Raw genomic sequence first — 25,842 nt, forward strand, 5'->3', positions numbered from 1 at the left:
CGGGTTTAGGCTTAATTTAAAGATGGTTTTGTACTTGAAAAATTAGTCATTAACCGAAAGTCTAGGCTTCTTTAATCCGCCACATCGCCAAGCGGCCGAACATTATCGGCTATTCTATGTTCGACACTCAAAATACAAGAAATCGACATTAATAAATTTTGAATATGGTAGAACTTAAAGAATGGATTACTGGACTAAAAACTGAAAAACCAGAATTAAAGGACTTTGTAACGAAACTTGAGGGATTTATTTCTGATACAGGTTTTAGTGCTTCAAAGTTCGAGAACGCTGTTGCAATAGGTTTGCAAAAGAAAGAAGAAGAAGTAAGAAAAACATTTATAGCCGATGCTGAAGATTAAGAAAATAACTGTTGAAAATTTCAGAGGACTTCGGTTGCCTGTTTCTATTGAATTGGTAAAAGGTAGCAAGACAACTTCTGCTTTAATTTATGGCAGAAACGGAACAGGCAAAAGTTCGATGGTTGATGCCTGGGAATGGCTTCACAAATTTCATATTGAAAATCTAAGCCGAGAAGGAGTTTTGCTAACTGATTTGCCACACAAAGCATCGGGAGGAATTAACAGTTATATTTCAGTTGACTTTCAACATCCTTTGATAAATAATGCCACTGCTATATTTAACCCGAAGAAAATAACTACACCAACCACAACAGGAGAATACAATGAGTTTAAAGCATTAAGCACTTATCCAAATTACCTACGTTACACGGATCTGAATGATTTTATTTGTAACAAGCGGAAAGCAGCTAGGTACGAATACATCGCAAAATATTTTGGACTTGAAAAATTTTCATCGCTGCAAGACACATTGCAAGCAACTCTTAACAAGCAGATAATTAATTTACAAAATCTGGAAGCAGCTTTTGCAACAAGTAGCAATACGATAAATGCAATAACTGGATTGACAACAGTTGACGAAGCAATTGTTGTCAAATTCATCAATACAATTGCTGCAAAACATAAAATAACAGCAATCACAACTTTCAAAGAAGCAGAAACAGTAAAGACTGCTTTACAAAAAATCGTTCAGAAAAATCCAGTAACTAAAGAACTTACAGAGTGGAAAGCGTTTCAAATAAGGCAAAACCAGTTTTATCCAATCACAACTGTAAAGGCAAATTGTATAGCACTTGAACTATTATTTACTGACTTGAAGCAGAATGAGGAAAGCATAAAGCAACTTATACTTTCTTCTCTTTACGAACAAAGCATTGAAGTAATTTCCAAGTTGGAAGACAAATCAAAGTGCCCAGTCTGCGATGAAACTTTTAATGGTGATTTGTTGCAGCACATTTCAGCGAAACACAATTCTTTGTCTGCACTTAACAAGAAGAAAACTGAGTTTGATACAAAAAAATCTTTGCTGGAAAAACAGTTTGAAGGAATTTCAAGAAAGATAGCAGCTATTGAAGCCGAGAGTAGTTCAGTTGTGTTGGTAGCATATCAAACTTTCTTTGATGATTTGACAACAGTCAATTCATCTCTTCCAACTTTAATCATTACTCTGAAAAAACAACTTAAAGATTTAACAACGCTATCAATCAGCAATGAAAGTGCAATTGCAAAAATTGACATAATCATTTCCAATGAATTGGCAAGTAAAAAACTTGTTGCTGATAAAATAGCAGCATTGTCAAAAGATGAAACAACAAAAACTTTAGCACAAGATTACACCAACATTTCAAATATCATTGATAATTTCAAAAGTCATTCAATCAACAAGGAGAAAGTGGCTTATCTAAAAAGTATCACAGACAATCTTCAGACCTTCTTTAATTGTCTTACTGCTTACATTCAGACAGAAATTCAAAACACTTTCACAAGTATTTCCGCTGATGTAGTAGATTACTTCAATGTTTTAGAAAACTCAAATCCTGACATTAAAAATCCTGCATTAAAACTTATTACGGGAAAAGATAAAGCAGTTGAATTAGAGATTGAATTTGCTTCGGAAAAAATTACTCCTGCTTTTAAATTTCTAAGTGAAAGCCAAGTAAACAGTTTTGGGCTTGCGTTTTTTCTTGCAGCAGTAAAACGATTCAACAAAGATTTCAAGTTTTTTATTTTAGACGATGTTGTAAATAGTTTTGACAGTTTTAAAAGACCAAGAGTTGCAAAATTAATTGCCTCAAAGTTCAGCGACTTCCAAGTTCTAATGTTTACCCATGACCAAATTTTCTTTGACACTGTGCAAAGAAATTTTCCTGAATGGCAACGATATAAATTTACATCTTGGGATTATTCAACAGGACCTAAATTTAAACCATCAAAAAATTATTTGGAGGAAATTCAATCATACATTGATGACGATAACCCAATAACAGCGGGACAAACTTTAGGTAAGTATTTAGAATGGATATTTGGAATTCTTTGTCAGAATATAGAAACTCCAATTCCTTATAGAGTAGAAAATATTTACACACTTTCAGATTACTACAATCCGCTTGCAAAAAGATTTAGAGATAAAATCAAACTTCCAAACACTCAACACAAACTTTTTGGATTACTTGACGAGTTTGAAACTGGGACAATATTCAGAAACTATTGTGTGCATTGGAAGAATGAAGCTACTCAGTTTACGACTGAAGAGATAGATGCTATTTTTAAAAAGTGGATTGAAATTGAACAAATCATATTTTGTACTTCGTGTAAATCATTTGTTCATTATGAGAATATCAGTAATACAAACTATGTTCGGTGTGATTGTGGAATAGTAAATTTATTAGACGAAAATCATTATACACCAATAAAATAAATGATCGGAAAATTTCATACGGACAGAAGAACAGCCGATAACCGCCGTTTGGTAACTCTACTGGCGCTCGTTTGTCCACTATCTCTGGTGCTCGTTTTCAACGGGTACCTACTTTAATTATAATACAAAACGTAGCGATTGTAGCGCGGTTCATGAACCAATTATAAGCTTTTTTCATAAAGAGTATTTTGTAGTTAGTTCTTACTTTTGAGAGGCCTATTTATGTGTGATTGCTTTCGCCCCGGCGAACAGGTAGTTCCTCGCAAGGACCAGATTGTGGAAATGTTATTATGAAAAAAGTTCGTGATTCCTAGCCCTGATGGTAGCGGCATCCTCGTAGCGTAGCGAAGAGATACAGCGGACAGCAGGAGGATTTGTTCTTGAAAATGCCAATCATTCTGCTCCTAAAGATAACCGCCCAGTTTACAGGAACTTTCTGCTTGTGCCTTGAAACTAAATTTTTAAAAAAATAGCGATATCGCATTTGGTTTGAGATTCCTCCTTTGTCGGACACGAACGATAGCGAACTGGCGAAGCAATGACAAAACGCGCATGGTTTATATTTTTTATCAAGAAAGTTTGTCATCTCGACGAAGGAGAGATCACACAAGTAGCTCGACAATCCTAGTAAATGCAATTCATTTTTTCTTAACCTTAATGACATTGCACTTGCGCTAGTTTCTAAAATTTTATTTCAGTTTAGTATTTAATTATTGTTTTAAATTAAAACAAAAAAATGTTTGCTATTAAAACATTTTGTATTTTTGTAGCCACAAACGAACCTCTCAAAAATTATGTTTTTTCAAATTTCACAAATTCAAATTGGTCAGCGTATTATTGAGTTAAGAAAGAAAAAACAACTTTCTCAGGAAGACTTGGCAAAAAATGTTGGAATATCCAGACCTTCTTTAACACAAATAGAGTTAGGAAAAAGAAGCATAAATATTATAGAGTTGCAAAAGTTTGCTCAAGTGCTTGGTTTTTCGTTGGACGACTTTATGTCTGAAGGCTTTACAACAGATGGAGTTATTATTTCAGAAGAAGCTGAAAAGCCAAAAACGGTCACTGACAGAGTATCAGTTCCTTCTTTACAAATAAGTAAGTTTAAAAATGTGCTATTGTATATCTTGGAAAGATGTGCCGGTAAACCAAACGTTGGAGAAACTGTTTTATACAAGCTATTGTATTTTTCTGATTTTAATTATTATGAATTATATGAGGAACATCTTACCGGAGCAAATTACAGCAAATTACCTTTTGGGCCAGTACCACAAAACTTGGATACCATTATTAATCAAATGATTGATTTTAATCAAATACAACGTATAAAATCAGTATATCACGGTTTTCCTCAAACACGCTATTTGCCATTAGAGAAAGCTGATTTAACAGCATTAAAAGCTAGTGAGAAAGAAATAATTGATAGAGTAATCGAACAGATGAGTGATTGGTCAGCTTCTGCGGTCAGTAATTATTCACATAAAGACATTCCTTGGATGGCTTCAAAAGATGGAGAAGATATTAATTATGAATTAGCTTTTTATAGGGAACCTCCTTTTTCAGTAAGAAATTATGAAGAAGATATCGAATTATGATTTTATTTGAAGAAGCAGAGCCATTTAAGAAAGATTTAAAAACGCTGTTGAAAAAGTATAAGACTTTAAATGACGATATAGAAGTTGTAAAAAAAGTTTTGGAAATTTTACCTGATGCGAGACCTCCTTTCAGTTTTAGAATTGATAATTTAGGAATTGAAAGTTGTGTGATTAAAGTAAAAAAAATAGCTTGTAAATCTTTAAAAGGTAAAGGAGTTAATTCCGGATTGCGTTTAGTTTATGCTTATTTCAAGGACGATAATAGGATTGTTTTTATTGAAATATACCATAAAAACGATAAGGAGAATGAGGACAGAGAGCGAATTATCAATTATTTTGGATAACCTGAATTCGATTATTATTTTACCACTAATAAATTGTATATCATTAATTTGTGGTTAAATGGTTTTCCTGCAAGGTCTTTTTTTTGACCTTGTAGGTTGTAAATCTAAAAAATGATACCTACAAGGTTTTGGAAACCTTGCAGGATTATAAACGGTGATGAAAATCAATACTTTAATAATCGAACTCAGGTTAATAATAAAAAACCGAAGCAAAATGGGATGTCGCTTCGACCAGCTGTGATAAAATGGAAAAAGCAGTTCAATTTAGGAAATAAAAAAGGTGATCCGCTACCAGACCACCTTTTAATACTATATAATACAGGGCTGTAATTAGACCAGGTCGAAACGATCCAGATTCATTACCTTGTTCCAAACTTTCACAAAGTCCTTTACAAACTTCTCTTGAGAATCGGCACATCCATAGACTTCAGCGATTGCTCTAAGTTCTGAGTTCGAACCGAAGATGAGATCGACACGGGTAGCTGTCCACTTCAATTCGCCTGTTGTACGGTCACGACCCTCAAATACATCTTGAGACTCCGAAGCGGCCTTCCAAGTCGTACCCAAATCCAATAAGTTCAGGAAGAAATCGTTGGTAAGTACCTCTGGACGCTTCGTGAAAACACCGTTTTGAGACTGATCGAAGTTCGCGTTAAGGACACGCATACCTCCAACGAGTGCAGTCATCTCAGGTGCAGTGAGTGTCATTAGTTGCGCTTTGTCAACCAGCATTTCTTCTGCCGATATAGTGTATCGGGCCTTCATGTAGTTACGGAAACCGTCTGCTTCAGGCTCCAGGACAGCAAATGATTCAACATCAGTTTGTTCTTGTGAAGCATCGGCTCTTCCCGGTGTAAAAGGAACTTTCACATCTTGACCCGCAGTTGCAGCTGCTTTCTCAATTCCTGCACATCCCGCCAAAACGATCAAGTCAGCTAGTGATACTTGCTTTCCGCCAGATTGAGCACTGTTGAAGGCTGCTTGGATGCCACCAAGCGTTTCTAGCACTTTTGCCAGTTGACTAGGATTGTTGACTTCCCAATCCTTTTGAGGTGCCAATCTAATACGAGCACCGTTTGCGCCACCACGCTTATCGGAGCCACGGAACGTTGATGCTGAAGCCCAGGCTGTCGCTACCAGTTGGGACACAGATAATCCTGAATCAAGTATTTTAGCCTTCAGCGCAGCAATATCATTATCGTCAATTAGTTGATGCGTAACGGCTGGGATCGGGTCTTGCCAGATTAGTTGTTCCTTAGGCACTTCTGGGCCAAGATAACGCGCTATTGGACCCATATCGCGGTGCGTCAACTTGAACCATGCACGAGCGAACGCATCTGCTAACGCATCCGGATTCTCGAAGAAACGTCTTGAAATGGGTTCGTAAATAGGGTCCAATCTTAAGGAAAGGTCAGTCGTAAGCATTGTTGGTGCGTGACTCTTTGACGGATTATGCGCATCTGGCACTGTACCGGTACCTGCGCCGCCCTTTGGTTTCCACTGATGCGCACCAGCCGGGCTCTTGTCTAGCTCCCATTCGAAGCCGAACAGGTTCTCGAAATAGTTGTTGCTCCACTTTGTAGGCGTAGTACTCCAAGCACCCTCTAGCCCGCTGGTAATAGTATTTTCTCCATGACCGCTACCAAATGTATTTTTCCAGCCGAGACTTTGCTCCTCAATGCTCGCTGCAGCTGGTTCTCGGCCCACGTATTTGTTTGGATCAGCAGCACCATGGGTTTTCCCAAAGGTGTGCCCACCGGCAATAAGCGCAACAGTTTCTTCATCATTCATAGCCATGCGGCCAAAAGTCTCACGAATGTCACGGGCTGCTGCGAGTGGATCAGGATTTCCGTTAGGACCCTCAGGATTCACGTAGATAAGCCCCATCTGAACGGCAGCAAGAGGATTTTCCAGTTCGCGGTCACCCGTATAGCGTTTGTCATCCAACCACTTTCCCTCAGAACCCCAATAGATGTCTTCCGCAGGTTCCCAAACATCGGCACGTCCACCACCGAAACCGAAGGTCTTGAAGCCCATCGACTCAAGGGCACAGTTTCCGGCAAGAATCATCAGGTCAGCCCATGAAATTTTCTTGCCATATTTCTGTTTGATTGGCCATAGCAGCAAACGAGCCTTGTCTAGATTCGCATTGTCAGGCCAACTGTTGAGTGGTGCAAATCGCTGGGTACCGAAACCCGCACCACCACGACCGTCCGCGATACGATACGTACCTGCGCTATGCCACGCCATACGAATGAATAACGGCCCATAGTGACCGTAATCTGCTGGCCACCAGTCTTGAGAAGTAGTCATCAGATCGAAGATGTCTTTCTTCACTGCATCCAGATCGAGACTTTTGAACTCCTCTGCATAGTTGAACTCTTCGCCCATCGGATTGGACAGTGAAGAATGTTGGCGGAGGATATTCAATTTCAACTGATTAGGCCACCAGTCATTGTTTCTCGTTCCAGCGCCAGCGCTTTGCTTTTGAGCTCCTCCTGAAAACGGGCACTTGCTTTCAACGTTAACATTATCTGATGTGCTCCCATTTTTATTATTTTCCATAATGCGATTGTTTTTTTGTTTTATACAACTTTCAATGCTAATTTACCTATTTTTTCTTATCTAAATTATTTTTACAATAGATAAAAATTATAGTTGTTGTTAAAATAAGTTATGCAATCAACTTATGGGAAATGGTTAATTAAAAGGGAATCAGAGTATTTGGATATTACCCAGCCAGCATTAAGCCCACAAACTCGAGAATTAGTTAAATGGTTGATTAATCTGTAAATCCTATTTATAGCAAGTCTAGGGTTTACCAAAATGGGGGCAGAAGGAATAAATTGAAAAGGAGTAATTCTATTAAACTTTTGTACTAAATTTAGGCAGACTGAATTCTAAAATACCCACCTGCCTAAAGCCGTAGGATATTGCTATTTTAATTTTAAGTAATCTTAATTATTACTGCAACTCCACCTTCACATTATACTGATTTAAACTCAAAATACTTTCTATAGATCCAAAAGTGGCAATGCTCTTTTGATATTCTCTTTCTTTTTTCAAAGCAATTTGTTTTACACCGTTTTGGAAACGACTCACTTCTTTTAGATTGGTAAGTATTAATCCGGGAACGGCTGCATTTTTTCCTTCTTTGTCTTTGGAAACCATCGTAAAATAGGACGAATTACAATGATTAACGGTTCCTGTTTGAATATTTTCTGATTCCACACGAATACCAACAATCATAGAGCTTGTTCCCACGTAATTTACGCTGGCTTTCATCGTTACCAGTTCGCCCACTTCAATAGGTTTTAAAAAGTTAACGGTATCCACAGAAGCAGTTACGCAATAATTCCCAGAAAATTTTGAAGCACAGGCAAACGCAATTTGATCGAGTAATGATAAAATATAACCTCCATGTATTTTGCCACTAAAATTAGTGTGTGAAGGCAGCATTAATTCGGAAATTGTAATGTAAGAAGAACTTACCGTTTTGAAAGTAGTATTCATATTGTAATGGTTTTTTTGGTGCAAATGAGAGTTTTTTTTGCTACTCAGGATGTTAAATGTTATTAAGGTAAAGCAGTTCCAAGCGTCACTTCGAGTGATTTTATACATTAATGCGATAGCTTTAATGTTTAAAATTGTATCGAGAAGCCTTTAAAAAAGTAAGGGTTCTCGATACTTCGTAAAAATTTTCTATCGCAAATTATTACTCAACTCGAACTGACGAATCCTTAACCTTTAGATTTGCATTGAATAAAATTCGTGTCAAAATCAAGTGAGAATAATTCGTGTCGTTTTTTTTTCTATTATCACAAAGTGTCCATTTTTTCTCCTGTCAATGCTATAAAATTTATTTTTGGAGATCCACATAAAGAACAACAGTAGTCATCGGGCAAATCTTTAAACAAAACTCCTTTTTGAATTCCTTGAACAATATCTCCGTATTCTGAATTATATAAGGTCAAACATTCTGGGCATTGATGGATATCTTGTTCTTTTTTCTCTTTTTTGGTTGCTGTTGTGCTTACTTCAAGAACTAAATTCCCTAATTCTTCAAAATATTTTCTACTCAATTCAATCAAAATGGTTGGTAATTCCAATTTGTCGACATCTTGCGTGTGAACAATATATTCTTTGGTATTTGGATCAAAATTTTTAGCATACAAAACATTATACGTATCCCTAATTTTGATGGATTCTAAATCTTTTGGCAATTCATTTTTTTCGACTACAATCGAAGTGAAATAATGTCCCTCACGATTGTATTCTGATATACCAAAGGTAAGTCCGTAGGTACTGATATCAAATTGGTCCAATGTTCGAACCAGGAAAGTTTTGAGATTTAAAGCCCATTCCATGGCAACAGGTAAATGCCAGTTAAGTTCCAATAAGGAGTGACGAACGTTAATTCCTTTTTTACCCAAGAATTTTTCCCAATCTAATTTTCGTTCCTTTGGAATTCCTTTTACGATAAAGGACTTCCATGGCGTGATGCATATTTTGCCTATTTTGCAATCAAAACATAAATCGCACATTTCTTTTAAAAAGTCTAAATCGTATAGATTATTTCTCCAATACAAACCTAGCCAATATTGATCGATGCCTAATTTATTCATTCCTTCATAGTAAGGAAAAGGGTAAAAAGGAATGTTTAAGGGTTTATCAATTGTTCGATTGTTTGTGTCCAAAGCATCGCTGATCAATTGAAAAATCATTTCGACAGAATCAGGTTCTTCTTCGAGTATTTTTTCAATGGCATAATATACTTCGGCGGTATTCCAACTGTAAATCAGTACGGGATACATTTCCATTTTATCCCATTTTGGCAAACGAATGTATAAAAACCAATAATCTTCATGATCTGAAGCAATAAAGTTGATGTGTCCTGTAAACAAAGGAACTAACTGTTGTTTTGGATCTGTAATATTTACTTTTAGCTTGGGTTGTTCTTTAAATTGCTCTAAAATATATAAAAATTTATTTCCCGTCAGCCAAGGAGTATTTCTAAAAATATCTGTAGATACATAGGAAGAAACAATGTTGTTTCCACTTTTTTCATTGGGATAAACAAAATAATTCTTACCTGTTTTTTCCTTTTCTATAGGGGTAAAACCTTTAGGAAATATAATGTCTTGTCGAGAACCAAAGGAGATTGCATCCAATCCTTGTTCTAAAGCCATATTTACAATTTCTCGTAATTCACCTGGTGAAATCACGCCTCCTTTTACTATTAGTCTTGTCAATTCCATATTTTTTTAGTGTTCAGTTCTCAGTGTTCAGTATTCAGTTGCTGACTGCTAACTGATTACAGAATACTGCCAACTATTATTTACATTTTGATAAGATTTCTTTCACTTCGGTTTTGCAACTTCCACAACCTAATCCAGCACCTGTGGTTTTGCATAATTCGGTAAAGTTAGTCACACCACCTTTGATGGCTTCTTCAATATTACCTTGTCCCACTTGGCTGCAGGAACAAACAAGTTTTCCTAAAACTGGTTTTGCATTCGAACTGCCTCTTAATAAAGTATTTCTTTTATCAGACAATTCGATTTTGCTCTCAATCATGGTTTTGAATTCGGCAAACTCACTTTTATCGCCCATCAAAATAGCGCCAATCAATAAGTCGTTTTTGACGATACATTTCTTATAATATCTTTTTCCTAAATCAGCAAACACAATTTCTTCATAAGAATCGTCATTGTCTGGGATTTCTATTTCGCCAATACTACATAAATTGATGTCTTCGAGTTTCAGGATATTCATCAAAACCGAGCCTTTATAAAAACTACTGATATCACCAGCCATAAAATTAGCCAAAACATCAGCTTGTTCTTCGGCAGCTGAAGTAATTCCGAATAATTGGTTGTTGAATTCGGCTATTTCTCCTATGGCGAATATATTTGGATTTGATGATTGTAAATACTGGTTTACTTTTACGCCACGTCCGCAGGAGATTCCTGATTCTTTGGCTAATTCTATATTTGGAATCGTACCAATGGTATAAACGATGGCATTGGCAGTAATAATTCGACCACTTTTCAGGGCAATTTCAATTTCATTGGCATTATCGGTATCAAAAACCGTACTTACCTCATTATCAAAATAAATTTGAATATCACGAAGTTGTACTTCTTCGGCCAATAATTTACTCGAAATTCGGTCTAATTGACGTTCCATTAATCGGGAAGCCCTTTGAACTATCGTGATTTTTACTTTTTTATGTTTTAAAGCAGCAGCCAATTCCAATCCTAATAATCCACCACCTACGATAACTACATGTTGTTCTTCGGGAACTAAATTAGTATCGTCCAAATAGTTTTTTAATCGGTCTGCATCTTCTTTTTTTCTAATGGTAAATCGTCCCGGTAAATGCAGTTGCGCATTTTCAGGAATAAAAGGCCTGCTTCCTGTAGCTAATATCAAAGAATCAAAAGTATGTATTGTACCATCGCTATCAAGAATTATATTTTCTTTGGTGTTGATGTTGTCAATTGAAACACCCGATTTCATCGTGATATTTAGCTTGCTTAATGCCTCGTCTTTTATTTTTAAAAGCTGTTCCCACGAAAGCTCCGCAGTTACGTATTCAGGTAATAAAACCCTGTTGTAAAAAGGATTTTCCTCATTTGAAAAAACAATAATTTCGTCAGTGGTATTGATTTCCCTGTAGTTTTGAATGAATCGGAAAGCAGCCGCTCCAGCGCCCACAACAGCGATTTTTTCGAAAGGTTTCACGTATTTGGCAACCGCTACAGTTGTGAATTTAAAATCGGGCTCTTTCGATACAGGATCTACAAGTGTGTTGGTTAAATTATTGGTTCGATTCAAATCATTTTCCAATTGTTTTCCCCAGTGCATTGGCAAGAAAACAACACCTTCTCGAATGGTGTCGGAAACTTTTGCTTTTATACGAACGGTTCCGTTTTTGCTGGTCACCACAACAATATCTCCATTATTTATCGAGGCTTTGTAGGCGTCAATAGGATTTATTTCAAGCACTGGACTCGGGATATGTGTCATCAATCGGGACACTTTACCCGTTCTGGTCATCGTATGCCATTGGTCTCTTATTCGACCCGTGGTAAGAATGTACGGAAAGGTATCATTAGGTTGTTCCGAAGTATTTTCAATAGCTGTTGGAATATTAAAAATAGCTTTTTGTGAAGGCGTATAGAATTTTTTATCGGTAAATAAACGCGGTGTTCCGGGATGTCCGTAATCAGGAACGGGCCATTGAAAAGTTCCTTCGTTTTTAAGACGATTATAATTTAAAAAGGAAATGTCAATATTGGTATTTTTTGTCATTAGACAATGTTCCTTATAAATATCTTCTGTATTGTTGAAATTGAATCCGTTGAAATTCATTTTTTTAGCAAAACGAGTCAGAATTTCCACATCCGAAAGTGCTTCTCCCGGTGCATTGATACCTTTCGGCAAATAAGAAATTCGTCTTTCGGAATTGGTCATGGTTCCTTCTTTCTCTAACCATCCTGCTGCCGGCAATAATAAATCGGCAAATTTTGAAGTATCGGCATTATGGGAAATATCTTGGACGATGACAAACTTGGCATTAGCCAGCGCTTTTTCCACTCTTCGAGAGTCTGGTAAACTTACCATTGGATTGGTACAAATAACCCAAATCGCCTTCATTTTTCCAGATTCCAAGGCATCAAACATTTCAGTAGCCGTCAATCCCGGTTTTTCAGATAGGTCTTCAACTCCCCAAAAATCAGCTACCTCTTTACGATGTACCGGATTATTTAGTTCTTTATGTACTGCCAGTAAATTTGCCATTCCGCCTACTTCACGGCCACCCATAGCATTAGGCTGTCCAGTCAATGAAAAAGGTCCTGAACCTGGTTTTCCTACTTGTCCGGTTAGCAAAGAAAGGTTGAGTAAGGCTGTGTTTTTATCTACGCCAATAGCACTTTGATTTAATCCCATTGCCCAAAGCGAAAGAAATCCTTTGGCTTTACCAATGATATCAGCGGCCAATTTGATGTCATTTAAAGGAATACCACAAAGTTTGGATGCTTTTTCTAATGAGCTAGACAGTACAAGGTCTTTATATAATTTGAAATTTTCAGTGTGGTTTTTAATGAAATCATTGTCGGCATATCCTTTTTCGATTAATCTTTTGGCTAAAGCATGATATAAAATAATATCAGTACCCGGAATGATTTGTAAATGCAAATCCGCAGCTAAAGCCGAATCTGTTTTTCGAGGATCGATTACAATGATTTTTACTTTTGGATTTTTTTCTTTGTGTTGTTCTATTCGACGAAAAAGAATAGGATGGCACCAAGAAGGATTGGCTCCGGTTATCAAAAAAGTATCTGCTAATTCAATATCATCGTATGCAATTGGAACGGAATCCTCTCCAAATGTTTTTTTGTAACCTGCCACTGCCGAACTCATGCATAAGCGAGAGTTAGTGTCAATATTATTAGTTTTCAGGAATCCTTTTACCAGTTTGTTTACTAGGTAGTATTCTTCAGTGAGGCATTGTCCGGAAATGTAGAACCCAACACTATCAGGACCATGTTTTTTTATTATGGATGTAAATACTGCTGCAGCACGATCCAAAGCGGTATCCCAACTTACACGTTCCATAGGATGCGATTTACTCCATCGCATTTCTGGATACAAGATTCTGTCGGAGGTATCATTGACTACATAATGCAGGTTCATACCTTTCGAGCAAAGCATCCCTTTACTCACCGGATGGTCTTTATCGCCCGTAACGGTTACTCCATTTTTAGAATCATTGGTTACTATAATTCCGCATCCTACTCCACAATAGGAACACGTAGTTTTGATTTCTGAATTTTGCATTATTGAATTTCTTTATTAATAATGAAAGCTTAATATATTGATCTGTTTCTATCTTACGAAAGTGTAAAAATAAGTATTTTTACGTATTAATACGTATTAAATGAATTTTATTTTATAATTTTGGTTAAAATAAATTTTGAACGCCAAATCATTTTGTGAACAATTTAAAATTTTATCCATGAAAGAAGAATTAGCCACTTGTACCAGCTGCATAAATGAAAATTGTTTTATTAAAAAGCATATTCATTTAGAACAAATGAAAAGTTATATTGATAGAAAGCGCAGTTTTATTTGTAAAAAATCACAGCAATTTATAATTGAAGGCGCACCAATTCAGGGTTTGTATTTTATTTACAAAGGAAAGGTAAAGACGGTAAAAACAGGTATTAACGGAAGAGAACAAATCGTACGATTAACTAAGGATGGAGATACAATCGGGTTTAGAGGTTTTGGTACCAGTAAGCGCTATCTTATTGGTGCTTATGCGCTGGAAGATACGGTATTATGTAATTTCAGTAATGAAGATATGCTGGAAATACTTCATAATGTTCCCGAATTTACCTTTGATTTAATGTTGTTTTATGCGGAAGAGTTGAATAAAAGTGAGAATAATATTCGCAAAATTGCGCAAATGAATGTGAGAGAAAGGGTAATTGATACCTTATTATATATTCATAGAAAATTTGGACAAGTGAATGGCGTAATTGAGCTTGATTTGTCCAGAAAAGAAATTGCAGATTTTGCCGGAACCACCGATGAGCAAGTGATACGGGTAATTTCTAGTTTAAAAAAAGAATTGCTTATTAAAACTGTTGGTAAGAAAATCGGATTAATTAATACCGATAAATTAAAATCAGAAATTAAAGAACATAAATAGTTGCAACAATAAATTCCCATTTTCTCTTCCTCCTTTTTTCTTCCAATATGTAGTCTCCTTTTGGAGAACATATATTCTCCCAACTCTTTTTATTCGAATAAATAATCGCTTTTTATGTTTTTAAAAGCTGATTAACATGACTTGCACAAGACAAATTTTACCTGTACGTATTTATTTCACTACGTGTTTGATAGTGCTTAAGCCGTGCTATAGTTGGTTTTGTTTTTATTATCTGTAAAAAAGCAGGAATAAAACTGTCTTAATTACGGTGTTTTGAGTATTAAAAAGTTGTTTTAGTCTGTATTTTACATTGTACGTAAGTATAAGTACTTACGTAAATTTGCTTCATACTAATTAAAACATATGATTATGCAAAAGATTAAAACCACATTACTAAGTATTCAAGGTTTAAGAAAAGTAAGCATTTCAAGTGCAAATCTTTCAAAATCTATTTTTTTAGGCATCGCCCTAACATTTGTAAGCCACAATGAAGCAAAAGCTCAATTAACCGCAACGGGACAAATTAGAGAAAGAACTGAACTTAGAGCAGGTCAAGGAACGTTGCAAAAAGAAGGGGATAAAGCAGGATTGTTCAATTCTCAAAGAGCACGATTAAATATAGGGTTCACAGGGTATAGATTCAAAGTGTTTATGGCGTTACAAGATGTGCGCGTTTGGGGACAGGATGCTTCTACCATAAACAGAACAACAACAGAAGCAAATAATGGTATCCTATTGCATGAAGCTTGGGGAGAGATTATGTTAAATGACACGATAAGCAAAATTCAAAATTTATCTTTAAAAGTGGGACGTCAAGAAATCTCTTATGATGACCAAAAAGTGTTAGGAGGTTTAGATTGGTTGCAACAAGGAAGAAGGCATGATGCGATTGTTTTCAAATTTGCAAACAAAGGATGGATTGCTGATGTTGGAGCTGCATTTAACCAAAACAAGGAACTTAACACAGGAACAGTTTATAACGGAGTTCCTACTGTTTATGGTGCCGGTACAAACGGAATTGGCACCATGTACAAATCATTTCAGTATGCTTATATAGGAAAGAAACTTTCCTTTGGTGATATCTCGTTTTTATTCTTTAAAGATGATTTTAACAGATACACTAATGTAACTTCAGGAACGCCTGCAGTAACTACCAAAGTAAATGGACAAGGAGTTTGGAGTCGCAATACTACAGGATTTTACTTCAACACTAATGTTACCAGAAAATTCAATCTTACAGGAAGCTTGTACCATCAAGGGGGTAAGGACAAAGATGGTAGATCTATAAGCGCTAATTTGGCTTCCGTAACATCAACTTTGCAAGTGGGAAGAAAATTATTTGTAGGTCCTGGAATTGATTATTTATCAGGAAATGACGGTACAAAAGCAGTAACAGCGACTTCAGAAAGCAATCTTTTTGATCCATTATACGGAACACCACACAAATTCTGGGGAAGTATGGATTATTTCTATGCAGCGAATGGTTTTGGAAAACAAGGATTATTGAACTATTTCTTTAAAATGAAATACAATGCGAAAGATAACCTTACTTTCTTTTTAGACATTCATGGTTTTGAATCTGCTAACACTTTGTCAAACGGAGCCGGAGGAGAATTAGATTCTTATTTAGGTACCGAGGTTGACTTATTAGTAAGATACAATTTAACTAAAATGATCAATTTAGAAGCTGGATATTCTTTTATGAAAGCAACCAATTCTATGGCTTCAGCAGCTGTTAAAAATGTTGCGACACCAGATCTTAGCCCACAATTTGCTTATCTGATGGTAAATATTAAACCTAATTTTTTAGCTAAAAAATAAATTAAAGTGTTCAATTCTTAAACAGAAAAAAAATGAAAAATTCAAATAAACAAATAACAAGGGGTTTTAAAACAGCTGTTTTGACTTTGTTAATAGTACTGAGTTCGGCTTTTACAACAATAAGCGCTCAGAGTGATCCAGTACGATTAGGTTTCATTCCACTTACGGATTGTTCTCCAATTGTTATGGCAAAAGAACTAGGGTTATTTAAAAAATACGGAGTTGAAGTTATTGTAACCAAAGAATCTTCTTGGGCGAATGTTCGTGACAAAATTTTAACAGGTGAATTAGACGGAGCACATTGTTTGTATTCTATGCCGTTCTCCGTATACACAGGAGTTGGTGGTAAAGCTGGATCTGAAATGAAAATTGCCATGATGCTTAATGTAAACGGTCAGGCCATTACACTTTCTAATGATTTTTGTGGAAAAGTGGGTTTTAAACAAATGAATAAAGTAACTCCAGTAGTTGCTGCCAAATTAAAAGCCGAAAAAGAAGTGACATTTGCCATGACTTTTCCTGGTGGAACACATGATTTGTGGTTGCGTAACTGGATGTCTATCGCTGGTTTGAATCAAAAATCAGTGAAAATTATTACTATTCCTCCTCCACAAATGGTAGCTAACATGAAGGTTGGAAACATGGATGGTTATTGCGTAGGAGAGCCTTGGGGAGGTGTTGCCGTAAAACAAGGAATTGGATTTACACAGGTAGCTTCTCAAGACATTTGGAAAGATCATCCTGAAAAAGCTTTGGTTGTGAACAAAGATTTCAGTGCAAAACGTAAAGCAGATTTAGTAAAAGTAATGAAAGCCGTAATGGAAGCTTGTATCTGGTTAGACAATCCATCTAATCGTAAAAAAGCGGCTGCTATTATTGGTAGAACACCTTATGTGAATGCACCAGCTGATGTAATTGAAGCTAGATTGATGGGAGATTACAATTTAGGTTGTAACCAGGGAACACAAGTTTATTCTAAAGATTATATGTTATTTCACAAAGGCGGAATGGTTAATTATCCTCGTAAATCATATGCGATTTGGGCGATGGCACAGTATGTAAGATTCGGATATTTGAAAGAAGCTCCAAATTATGCTGCAATTGCTGATAAATTAATCTTGCAAGATTTGTACGAAGAAGTAGCTAAGAGCATGAAAGTGAAAGTTCCAAATGATGATATGAAACCGTTTGCTCTTACTATGGATAAAACTGTTTTTGACCCATCAAACCCTGAAGCTTACTTAAAAGTTGTAAAAAGATAAATCCAAAATAAATTACATTGTCTCTACCCCTTCTCTTTACAGAGAGTCCCGAGACTTCGGGAGGGATGAGACATTAGAAATACCTTAATTAAACTAAATTTTATTACCATGTCTGATAAAAACACACTAACCATTGATACACTAGATTCAGAAATCAATGTTTCAACAGAGACAAAAAAAAGTGTCGTAAAAGAAAATTATAAACTCAAATTAGCATTAAATACTTTACTTGTAAAATCGAAATCATTGCTTTTGGCAGGTGTAGGTTTGTTGGTTTTTGGCGGATTTTGGAGTTTATTGAGTTATTATACTGCAGATGCACTTCCTGGTCCAACGGCTACGCTAACGGTTTTGAAAGAAATGTTAAGCGATCCGTTCTATGATTATGGACCAAATGATAAAGGAATTGGATTGCAATTATTCAGTTCTATAAAAACGGTATTGTTAGGATTTTTGTTAGGTTCTTTAATTGCTATTCCAATTGGAATTTTAATGGGAGCCAGTACTATTTGTAAACAAATTTTTTATCCGATCGTTCAATTGCTTAAACCGGTTTCGCCTCTGGCTTGGTTTCCAATAGGTTTGGTTGTATTTAAAGATACAGGAATGGCAACCATATTTATTGTTTTTATAACGTCATTATGGTCCACGTTAATAAACACTTCTTTTGGAGTAGCATCGATTCCGCAAGATCATAAAAATGTGGCTAAGGCATTTGGATTTTCCAAAATGAGATACCTGACTAAAATTTTAATTCCGTACAGTTTGCCCCACATCATTACAGGATTACGTTTGAGTATCAGTGTCGCTTGGTTGGTAATTGTTGCCGGTGAAATGTTGTCTGGCGGAGCAGGGATTGGGTTCTTTGTTTGGGACAGCTGGAATGCATTAAGTCTTGAAAAAGTAATATCAGCCATTATCATTATTGGTATAGTAGGATTGCTTTTTGACAGAATATTTACTTTCATCGAAAACAAAGTGGCTTATTAAACTTAACAAATTAAAAATTTACGACTATGAGTTATTTAGAAATAAAAGATTTGGAAATTTCGTTTCCAACTCCAAAAGGAAAATACATTGCAGTAAGAGATATTAATCTATCCATCAAAAAAGGCGAGATTATCTCAATTATCGGTCATTCAGGTTGTGGTAAATCGACCATTATGAATGCAATAGGAGGGATGTTAACTCCAACAGGAGGATCAGTAGAATTAGATAATAAAAAAATAAAAGGCCCAGGACCGGATAGAGGTATTGTTTTTCAAAATTATTCCTTATTACCTTGGATGACAGTAGAACAAAATATTTTTCAGGCAGTAGATGCCGTAATGGATTGTTCCAAAAAAGAAAAGCATGAAATTGTAGAGAAAAACCTTAAAATGGTTAATTTATTTGAACATAAAGATAAATTACCAGGACAATTGTCAGGCGGAATGAAGCAAAGAGTGGCAATCGCGAGAGCATTTGCTATCAATCCGGGAGTCTTATTATTGGATGAACCTTTTGGAGCATTGGATGCACTTACAAAAGGTACGATGCAATTAGAAGTTTTGAAATTATGGAACTTAAACCATAGAGATAAAACTATTGTTATGATTACACATGATATTGAAGAAGCATTGTTTTTGTCAGATAGAATTGTGGTATTAAATAATGGTCCCGCTTCAACCATTAGGGAGATTGTAGAAGTCCATTTACCAAGACCTCGAAACAAAATAGAAATCGTAAAAATGCCTGAATATATTGAGCTAAGAGATAAATTATTACATCTGTTAACGGATAAGTTCTCCATTGAAGATATGGGTATGGTCTATGAAAAATAATTTTGGTTTAGTTTAGTTGAGATTCCCTGTAATGGTTTGGCATTATGGGGTTTTTTTATATAAACCCTAAATAATTATAAAAATAAATCAATATGAATAATACAATTTTTGATTTCGTAGGCGATAATGTTGGGGAATGGAAAGTAATTTCAATGGTTACTTTGAAGGGAGAACCAATAGAGCCGGTTTCTCACATAAAAAAGATTTCAAGTTTTTTAGTTCCGTCTAATAAAGGACTTTGGACCCTAAAAGGAATTGTGAGTAACCTTCGGTATACGGAGAAAGAGGATAAAGACAACTTGGTTGCTATTCAAGAAGATTTAGGCCGCTCAGAAGCTACTTTAGCTGCATTTATTCCCATCCGGAAATCGGAAGCATGGTGGAATTTAGCGCAAGATGAACGTAGAAAAATAATGGAAAATAAATCCCAGCATACCCAAACAGGAATGAAATATTTGCCAGCAATTGCTCGGAAGCTATTCCATTCTCGGGATATTGGTGAACCTTTTGATTTTTTGACCTGGTTTGAATACGCTCCAGCTGATGCAGCTGCTTTTGAAGAACTTTTAAATGCACTTCGAAAAACAGAAGAATGGAGTTATGTGGACAGGGAAATTGATATTAGATTGGTAAGAATGTAAACGCTAATCATAGCGTTAAGAGATAAATTATTACACTTATTAACCGATAAATTCTCTATTGAAGATATGGGAATGGTGAATAAAAGTTAGTTAGTTTTTGGTTTAGCTTGTGTTATTGAATAAATCCCTGTAATGAAACCATTTGCAGGGATTTTTTATTATGTGTCTATAAAATATATTTGCGTACCGTCTTAGAGACGCGGCAGAGACGCACTGCAGTGCGTCTCTACATCAGGCGATTGTTCAATAGTTAATGTTTCCTGTTCAACCCAGAAAATTATCGGACTTTGACGTTTTATTTTTCGATTTTAGACCGTTTTTCACTTCCGTAAAGTAGGAAACTTTGCTTTGCGGAGCTGGGGTTATTTTATTTTCGTTATCCAATATTGTTCAAACTTTTCTTTAATTTCTTTATCAGTTTCTGAGTTAAAAGTTCTCTTAATAAAATAAGGTTTGTTTTGGTTGTCAACTTGAAAATTGAATTTTCCGTTAATTCCCATTGAATATAGTTCATACAAGTTCACAATTTCTTCCGCTACATCATCAATATATGTTTTAAATACATAGTCAATTTTGTCGTTATTATTGAAATCAAAAAGCTCTAATTTGTTTTCGGTACGAAAAGTGCCGAAGAAGTTTTTCATTTTTGTTTTTACGTCATAAATCAGGTAATAGTTGACACTACAACCTATTCCTGTGCAAGGGTCGAAAGACATTCGTATTCCTATATATTCTCTATCATTATGTTTGTAGAGTTTAATTTCGTCCCAATTGTTTGCAAAATCTACGCTGTCTTTGTCGTCTCTAACTTTGTTTAAAGTTAATTTGTCCTTTAACGTAAAAAGGTCATTATCAATTCTGATTTTGGTTTCATTGTCGGTGTTGAACCATTTTATTTTGTGATTTGAGAGTTGAATTTCTGTTTTATTGTCTTCTATTAATTATAATCGAAGGTTTAATTCTGTAAAGTTCGAAGTGTCTTTTGAGTTTATCTTCGATAGTTGGTTCAGTGGCTATCTCCTCAGTTGGTTTTGCAGATAATGGTATTTTTGAAGTTATCGCATAATTTTGTGTCTTGTTGTTTTTACAAGAGAGATTAATAGTGCAATTATTAAAAGAATCAAAATTCTGTTCATTTTCTGTCGTTGTTAGTAGTTCTAGAATGGCAGGTAACTCATTTATACACGCAACTTATAAATCACAAGTATTTATTATCAAACTCAAATATACACTAAATTAAATTTCATTATTTCTCAAATAATTAAAAACAAAACCGCAAACTCACAGCTTTAAAATCTGCGAATCTGCGGTTATTTTTTAGCTTCTACACAAGACGTAAAACCGTAATAGAAAGCGTTACGTCTGTGCATGAAGTAAAAACTTTCTAGAGGAATTGAAAGTTTTGCTGCTCTTTTTTAAATGAAGTTTACTTGTGTGTTTATTAACAATTTTTTTAACCCAAATAAAACCCATTCAAAAAAGTATAATTTTTTATTATTTACGTTCCATTTCTCTGGATAGCGTAGGTTGTTTTTCGTTCATGATTTTGGTTACTGTAATGTGCATCCAAACCAAACAGATTGCTGAAAACAGCAGGATAAATATCCAAGAGCTTGACCAAATTCCGGTTGCAGTCAATAAATAACTGAAGATAATTGGTCCAAAGAAACCACCAAGACCACCTATCATACCTACCATTCCACCTACTACACCCACTTCTGTCGGGAAATATTCAGGAATGTGTTTGTAAACGGCTGCTTTCCCGATTCCCCAAGAAATACCAATTAGGATTACTAAAACTAAGTACACCCACATATTCGCATCAAAATGGATTTGAGTAATTCCTTTAGCAACCAATTCTTTTTTCTTTACCTCTTGATTTTGGGTCACAACAACTTGTTGCCAAGAATTACGAGTTGGAAAAATAGAGTTTTCCATAGGTTTTTCCACCTTTTTAGCGATAGGGAAATCTTTATCTCCGATTTTTACATTGGTATCAGAAACGGCTGTAATAGTTCCTTTTTTTGTAGCCATTACACCAGGACCTGTTGTGGTAATGTCCATTTTTGGAATCATCAATAAAGAGCTTAGTACTACTGAAGATCCTAATACCCAATACATCACTTTTCGAGCTCCGAATTTATCGGATAAATAACCACCAAAAGCACGAATCACTCCAGAAGGTAAGCTGAACATGGTAGCAAATAACCCTCCCATGACAAGACTGGTTTGATATACGTTCATAAAGTTTGGTAACAACCATTGTGAATAGGCTACGAAGCATCCAAAAACTAAGAAATAGTAGGCGCCAAATCTCCAAACTCGTACGCTTTTTAAGGATTGAAGCATTTGAGAAACTGTTTTTGTTTGGTTTTCTATTTTTTTGTTTTTTGCAAAAACCAAGAAGACAACGCCAATAACTACCAGAGCAGCTCCATATATGATCGGTAATAATTTCCAACCATTTTGAGGGTCTTCAATTGAAAAATGATTCAATAGAGAAGGCGCAAGAAATGTAGTTATCGCAGCTCCAGCATTTCCCATTCCGAAAATCCCCAATGCTCTACCTTGCCATTCTTTTGGATACCAAATAGAAGTATAACCAATACCAACGGCAAAACTGGTTCCTACCATACCAAACAAAAAGCTTAGAAGGGCAAACATGAAAAAACTATCAGCTAAAGGAAGCAGAAACAAAGGAATAGAGCAGAGGAGCAGTAATATTGAGAATACATATTTTCCACCAAATTTATCAGTTAAAATACCGATTGGTAAACGCATAATGGAACCCGTTAGAATTGGAATTCCAAGAAGCCAGCCCACTTGGACAACACTCCATTTAAAAATTCCATTGTCTATTAGGAATGTTACTAAAACACCATTTAAAGTCCAACAAGCAAAACATACAGTAAATGCAAGTGTATTTAAAACCAAAATTTTATGGGATTGGGATAAAGAATTTGAATTTTTCATAATACTTATATTTTTTTTACAAATGTAAGTACAAGAACTTGGTAAAAACCTGCGTTTTCGCAGTTTATGTAAATAATTAAGTATTTATACTTAATTTATCTAAATATACGTAGTCTTTAAGGAATTGGAAAGATTTTTCTGCAAAAAGAAAGATTACAATAAAGAATATTCAGTTGCTTTATTAGAAAGTTCCATCAGGTTTTTTACTTTTAATTTTTTCATCAAATTAAAACGGTGAACCTCTGCAGTACGTTTGCTGATGTCTAAAGCTTCCGCAATTTCTTTATTGCCTTTTCCGGATAATAAAAGTTTAAGGATTTCTTTTTCTCTTTTGGTTATCAGCATTTCTTCGTCCAATATTTGCTTAGTTTCCATAGATGCAGCCGGATTACTAAGTTGGCCTATTAATATAGAAGAGATGTCGCCACTAAAATATTTTCCACCATTAGCAACGGTATGAAGTGCTTTAAGAAATTCTTCTTTACTGGAACCTTTTAGTAAATAACCATCGGCTCCTGCTTTAATTGATTTTAATACGTATTCTTCCGATTCATGCATGGAAAGCATAACAATTTTTACTGTATTGTTTTGGCTTCTCAATTTTTCAACCACTTCAATACCGGTTAAATTGGGCATACGAATGTCTAAAATCAGTAAGTCAGGTTTGCTGATTCCCAGTATTTTAAGTGCTTCTAAACCATCCGTAGCTTCGCCTACAACTTCTATGTTTACTTCGTTTTCTAATAATGATTTGATACCATCTCTTACAAATACATGATCATCCGCAAGAACAACTCGAATAGTATTACTCATAACTTACTTAATTTTTAAATCTTAATTATTACGTATATTAACTTAAAATAATGGCTAAGATACGTAATTTAAACAAAAGGCAAAAACAAAAGACAAATTTCAAATTAATTCCAATTTTTCAATTTTTGAAACCTCACGTACACGTACCGTAAATAAATAATTCATTTGAGCTTGCTAAGGTTTGAAATTTTAAGTTTTCTGTCCCGAAGCTTCGGGATTGAAATTTATTTGGGATCTGAGAATTACTTTTTGTCATTCCTCTTTAAATGGGAATATTAAAAGTAATACGAGTCCCTTCTCCTGGAATAGAGTTAATGAAAACCCGACCATTAATATATTGGATTCTTTCTTTCATAAAAACCAACCCCATTCCGGACTCGCTGTTTCTCTTCTTTTCAGCCCCATTAATATCAAATCCTTTTCCGTTATCGTCAATTGTAATGCTCAAAATAGAATTACTATGAGATAATTGTACAATAATATGTGTGGAATCGGCATATTTTAAAGCGTTGTTAATGGCTTCCTGAGTCAGTCGATAGATGTTGATTTCAATCAAAGAATCGAGTCGTTTGTCAAAATTGGTTTTATTGTAAAAAAGAATATTCTTTCCTGTCAATTTTGATAATTCCTGAGCCAATTTTGCAATGGAGGAAACAATACCATGATCGCTCAATTCCGGGGGCATTAAGTTGAAGGTAGCGGTACGAACCCCTTTTATGATATCAAGTGATAATTTTTTTAAGTACTCTATTTTTTGAGCTGCTTTTTCTTTATCATCCAGATTGATGCTTTCCAAACTAAATTTTAATCCGGTAAGCATTTGCCCGATTCCATCATGAATTTCTCTGGCAATCCTGTTTTGTTCGTTTTCCTGATTTTCGACAATTTTACTCGAAATAATTTTCTGTTGGTTTATTTTATCGGTTACATTTTCGGTATTCAATCGCTCGACTTCCTGTTCCGCTTTTTTACGTTCGGTAATATCAAAACAGATAATCAATAATTCGGACTCCTCTTTTTTTATGGTTACGGGAACCATTGATAAGTCCAACCAAATAGATTCTCCATTTCTATTGGTGATATTGAGTTCACCTTGCCAGCCACTGCGTTGTTTCTCGGAAATAATCCGGTCGATTACGAGTTGCTCTTTTTCTATTGGAGTCAAAACCTGAGAAAAGGTTTTATCTGAAATGAATGGGTTGTACTGAAGCAGTTTTGAGAATTTCTCACCAATATGTATTAGGGAACCATCAGGGGCAACACGGCAATAGAGCAGGGTATTCTCCATGGCGTAATTGAGTGATTTCAATTCTTTGACTGAATTTTCTTTTATCTCACTAATTATTTCAGTGTTGTAAGCGAGTTTTAATGCCGTTTTTTCGGAGGATAAAAGTTTAGAAATAAGTTTTTCTACTTTTTGGTTTGTGGGTTTGAAAATAAACAGGAATTCCAATAACAAAACCAATAGGGTAAATAGTAAAATTGCATATTCCGTTTTGCTTTGCAGTGTTACTTTCTCGAGTGCTTCTTTGTCGTACTCGCCCACAATTTGGTTCATTTTGGAAAGGAAGATGCCTTCATTTTCAAGAATGGTTTGTACTAGTTTTTGATTTTCGGGTTCGTTTTTATAAGCTTTTTTGTTTTCTAAAAAAAGAGTTGTGGCGTTTACGATGCTGTCAAAATTAGGTTTGATTGCCTTAAATAATTTGGAAAGGGCTACGCTTTTTTCTTTTGGGAAACCAAGGCTGTCATTACCGTTTTCCAAAGCATAATGGTTAAACTTCCAAAGCGAAATGGTTTCATTGATTCGAATGATTTCTTGTTTGCTTTTGGCAGTATCCGTTACGAAATTCAAAATCAAAACTTCTTTTGTCAATTTCTGACTCAACATTCTTTGTTTTCCTGAAATGTTGATGATTCGCGAATCACTCAACTGACTGTTGAGATTGTATTGTATCAGCAATTGGCTCAACAGTACCGTAATGGCAATAGTTAATAAGGCGAAAAGATACAATCGCCGTAAATTTTTGAATGAAATGGTATCGATGGATTCTTTAGGGCTTTTCATAAA

18 protein-coding genes are annotated in these 25,842 nt (G+C 35.3%); 10 read left to right on the top strand and 8 right to left on the bottom strand.

What is annotated here, in order from left to right; all coding sequences use genetic code 11:
• The first annotated feature begins 164 nt into the window (after window positions 1–164).
• The 4 genes from ACNO7W_RS07265 to ACNO7W_RS07280 all read left to right on the top strand — a co-directional run bounded on the left by ACNO7W_RS07265 (window position 165) and on the right by ACNO7W_RS07280 (window position 4,714).
• A complete protein-coding gene (locus ACNO7W_RS07265) occupies window positions 165–359 on the top strand; it encodes a hypothetical protein (protein ID WP_417937592.1) in 195 nt (64 codons plus the stop codon).
• Entirely contained in the window at window positions 346–2,775 is a 2,430-nt protein-coding gene (locus tag ACNO7W_RS07270; protein ID WP_417937593.1) for a hypothetical protein, read from the top strand. Before ACNO7W_RS07265 ends, ACNO7W_RS07270 begins: the two co-directional genes overlap by 14 nt.
• A 794-nt stretch (window positions 2,776–3,569) precedes the next feature.
• Entirely contained in the window at window positions 3,570–4,370 is an 801-nt protein-coding gene (locus tag ACNO7W_RS07275; protein ID WP_417937594.1) for a type II toxin-antitoxin system antitoxin SocA domain-containing protein, read from the top strand.
• Window positions 4,367–4,714 carry a hypothetical protein gene (locus tag ACNO7W_RS07280; protein WP_417937595.1) on the top strand — a complete coding sequence of 116 codons (348 nt, stop codon included), beginning with the start codon at window positions 4,367–4,369 and terminating at the stop codon, window positions 4,712–4,714. Before ACNO7W_RS07275 ends, ACNO7W_RS07280 begins: the two co-directional genes overlap by 4 nt.
• Window positions 4,715–5,044: 330 nt before the next feature.
• On the opposite strand, the gene katG is transcribed toward ACNO7W_RS07280, so the two are convergent.
• The 4 genes from katG to ACNO7W_RS07300 all read right to left on the bottom strand — a co-directional run bounded on the left by katG (window position 5,045) and on the right by ACNO7W_RS07300 (window position 13,561).
• Window positions 5,045–7,279, bottom strand: a complete 2,235-nt coding sequence (gene katG, locus ACNO7W_RS07285) for a catalase/peroxidase HPI (RefSeq protein ID WP_417937596.1) — start codon at window positions 7,277–7,279, stop codon at window positions 5,045–5,047.
• A 399-nt stretch (window positions 7,280–7,678) separates the two neighbouring features.
• Complete coding sequence (locus tag ACNO7W_RS07290; protein WP_417937597.1) at window positions 7,679–8,227, bottom strand: acyl-CoA thioesterase; 549 nt, start codon at window positions 8,225–8,227, stop codon at window positions 7,679–7,681.
• Between the two features lie 305 nt (window positions 8,228–8,532).
• On the bottom strand, window positions 8,533–9,972 hold the full coding sequence (locus tag ACNO7W_RS07295) for a rubredoxin (RefSeq protein ID WP_417937598.1): 1,440 nt from the start codon (window positions 9,970–9,972) through the stop codon (window positions 8,533–8,535).
• A gap of 76 nt (window positions 9,973–10,048) precedes the next feature.
• Window positions 10,049–13,561: a molybdopterin-dependent oxidoreductase gene (locus tag ACNO7W_RS07300; RefSeq protein WP_417937599.1), complete on the bottom strand. Its 3,513-nt coding sequence runs from the start codon at window positions 13,559–13,561 to the stop codon at window positions 10,049–10,051.
• Between the two features lie 178 nt (window positions 13,562–13,739).
• Here ACNO7W_RS07300 and ACNO7W_RS07305 point away from each other — a divergent pair, with 178 nt between their 5' ends.
• The 6 genes from ACNO7W_RS07305 to ACNO7W_RS07330 all read left to right on the top strand — a co-directional run bounded on the left by ACNO7W_RS07305 (window position 13,740) and on the right by ACNO7W_RS07330 (window position 19,985).
• A complete protein-coding gene (locus ACNO7W_RS07305) occupies window positions 13,740–14,438 on the top strand; it encodes a Crp/Fnr family transcriptional regulator (protein ID WP_143388135.1) in 699 nt (232 codons plus the stop codon).
• A gap of 369 nt (window positions 14,439–14,807) precedes the next feature.
• On the top strand, window positions 14,808–16,259 hold the full coding sequence (locus ACNO7W_RS07310; protein ID WP_417937600.1) for an alginate export family protein: 1,452 nt from the start codon (window positions 14,808–14,810) through the stop codon (window positions 16,257–16,259).
• A 32-nt stretch (window positions 16,260–16,291) separates the two neighbouring features.
• Window positions 16,292–17,521 (top strand): CmpA/NrtA family ABC transporter substrate-binding protein, encoded by a 1,230-nt coding sequence (locus ACNO7W_RS07315; protein WP_417937601.1) that lies wholly within the window; start codon window positions 16,292–16,294, stop codon window positions 17,519–17,521.
• A 108-nt stretch (window positions 17,522–17,629) separates the two neighbouring features.
• Window positions 17,630–18,511, top strand: a complete 882-nt coding sequence (gene ntrB / locus ACNO7W_RS07320) for a nitrate ABC transporter permease (RefSeq protein ID WP_417937602.1) — start codon at window positions 17,630–17,632, stop codon at window positions 18,509–18,511.
• A 26-nt stretch (window positions 18,512–18,537) separates the two neighbouring features.
• Window positions 18,538–19,344, top strand: coding sequence for an ABC transporter ATP-binding protein (locus ACNO7W_RS07325; RefSeq protein ID WP_417937603.1), 807 nt, complete (start codon window positions 18,538–18,540; stop codon window positions 19,342–19,344).
• A 92-nt stretch (window positions 19,345–19,436) separates the two neighbouring features.
• Window positions 19,437–19,985 (top strand): chlorite dismutase family protein, encoded by a 549-nt coding sequence (locus ACNO7W_RS07330; protein WP_417937604.1) that lies wholly within the window; start codon window positions 19,437–19,439, stop codon window positions 19,983–19,985.
• 362 nt (window positions 19,986–20,347) lie between these two features.
• On the opposite strand, the gene ACNO7W_RS07335 is transcribed toward ACNO7W_RS07330, so the two are convergent.
• The 4 genes from ACNO7W_RS07335 to ACNO7W_RS07350 all read right to left on the bottom strand — a co-directional run bounded on the left by ACNO7W_RS07335 (window position 20,348) and on the right by ACNO7W_RS07350 (window position 25,839).
• Complete coding sequence (locus ACNO7W_RS07335; protein ID WP_417937605.1) at window positions 20,348–20,629, bottom strand: hypothetical protein; 282 nt, start codon at window positions 20,627–20,629, stop codon at window positions 20,348–20,350.
• 850 nt (window positions 20,630–21,479) lie between these two features.
• Window positions 21,480–22,958, bottom strand: a complete 1,479-nt coding sequence (locus ACNO7W_RS07340) for an MFS transporter (RefSeq protein ID WP_417937606.1) — start codon at window positions 22,956–22,958, stop codon at window positions 21,480–21,482.
• A 153-nt stretch (window positions 22,959–23,111) separates the two neighbouring features.
• Window positions 23,112–23,771 carry a response regulator transcription factor gene (locus tag ACNO7W_RS07345; protein ID WP_143388127.1) on the bottom strand — a complete coding sequence of 220 codons (660 nt, stop codon included), beginning with the start codon at window positions 23,769–23,771 and terminating at the stop codon, window positions 23,112–23,114.
• Between the two features lie 262 nt (window positions 23,772–24,033).
• On the bottom strand, window positions 24,034–25,839 hold the full coding sequence (locus ACNO7W_RS07350; RefSeq protein WP_417937607.1) for an ATP-binding protein: 1,806 nt from the start codon (window positions 25,837–25,839) through the stop codon (window positions 24,034–24,036).
• Between the last annotated feature and the right edge of the window lie 3 nt (window positions 25,840–25,842).

It is taken from the genome of Flavobacterium sp. ZB4R12 (assembly GCF_048276375.1).
GTDB classification, from domain to species: domain Bacteria; phylum Bacteroidota; class Bacteroidia; order Flavobacteriales; family Flavobacteriaceae; genus Flavobacterium; species Flavobacterium gawalongense.

What these genes read in the sequence shown, in the direction of transcription:
- ACNO7W_RS07345 (WP_143388127.1), bottom strand. Translation starts at nt 23,771, where the DNA reads ATGAGTAATACTATTCGAGTTGTTCTTGCGGATGATCATGTATTTGTA.
- ACNO7W_RS07295 (WP_417937598.1), bottom strand. Translation starts at nt 9,972, where the DNA reads ATGGAATTGACAAGACTAATAGTAAAAGGAGGCGTGATTTCACCAGGT.
- ACNO7W_RS07340 (WP_417937606.1), bottom strand. Translation starts at nt 22,958, where the DNA reads ATGAAAAATTCAAATTCTTTATCCCAATCCCATAAAATTTTGGTTTTA.
- ACNO7W_RS07290 (WP_417937597.1), bottom strand. Translation starts at nt 8,227, where the DNA reads ATGAATACTACTTTCAAAACGGTAAGTTCTTCTTACATTACAATTTCC.
- ACNO7W_RS07305 (WP_143388135.1), top strand. Translation starts at nt 13,740, where the DNA reads ATGAAAGAAGAATTAGCCACTTGTACCAGCTGCATAAATGAAAATTGT.
- ACNO7W_RS07310 (WP_417937600.1), top strand. Translation starts at nt 14,808, where the DNA reads ATGCAAAAGATTAAAACCACATTACTAAGTATTCAAGGTTTAAGAAAA.
- ACNO7W_RS07315 (WP_417937601.1), top strand. Translation starts at nt 16,292, where the DNA reads ATGAAAAATTCAAATAAACAAATAACAAGGGGTTTTAAAACAGCTGTT.
- ACNO7W_RS07335 (WP_417937605.1), bottom strand. Translation starts at nt 20,629, where the DNA reads ATGAAAAACTTCTTCGGCACTTTTCGTACCGAAAACAAATTAGAGCTT.
- ACNO7W_RS07275 (WP_417937594.1), top strand. Translation starts at nt 3,570, where the DNA reads ATGTTTTTTCAAATTTCACAAATTCAAATTGGTCAGCGTATTATTGAG.
- ACNO7W_RS07350 (WP_417937607.1), bottom strand. Translation starts at nt 25,839, where the DNA reads ATGAAAAGCCCTAAAGAATCCATCGATACCATTTCATTCAAAAATTTA.
- ACNO7W_RS07270 (WP_417937593.1), top strand. Translation starts at nt 346, where the DNA reads ATGCTGAAGATTAAGAAAATAACTGTTGAAAATTTCAGAGGACTTCGG.
- ntrB (WP_417937602.1), top strand. Translation starts at nt 17,630, where the DNA reads ATGTCTGATAAAAACACACTAACCATTGATACACTAGATTCAGAAATC.
- ACNO7W_RS07280 (WP_417937595.1), top strand. Translation starts at nt 4,367, where the DNA reads ATGATTTTATTTGAAGAAGCAGAGCCATTTAAGAAAGATTTAAAAACG.
- ACNO7W_RS07325 (WP_417937603.1), top strand. Translation starts at nt 18,538, where the DNA reads ATGAGTTATTTAGAAATAAAAGATTTGGAAATTTCGTTTCCAACTCCA.
- ACNO7W_RS07265 (WP_417937592.1), top strand. Translation starts at nt 165, where the DNA reads ATGGTAGAACTTAAAGAATGGATTACTGGACTAAAAACTGAAAAACCA.
- katG (WP_417937596.1), bottom strand. Translation starts at nt 7,279, where the DNA reads ATGGAAAATAATAAAAATGGGAGCACATCAGATAATGTTAACGTTGAA.
- ACNO7W_RS07300 (WP_417937599.1), bottom strand. Translation starts at nt 13,561, where the DNA reads ATGCAAAATTCAGAAATCAAAACTACGTGTTCCTATTGTGGAGTAGGA.
- ACNO7W_RS07330 (WP_417937604.1), top strand. Translation starts at nt 19,437, where the DNA reads ATGAATAATACAATTTTTGATTTCGTAGGCGATAATGTTGGGGAATGG.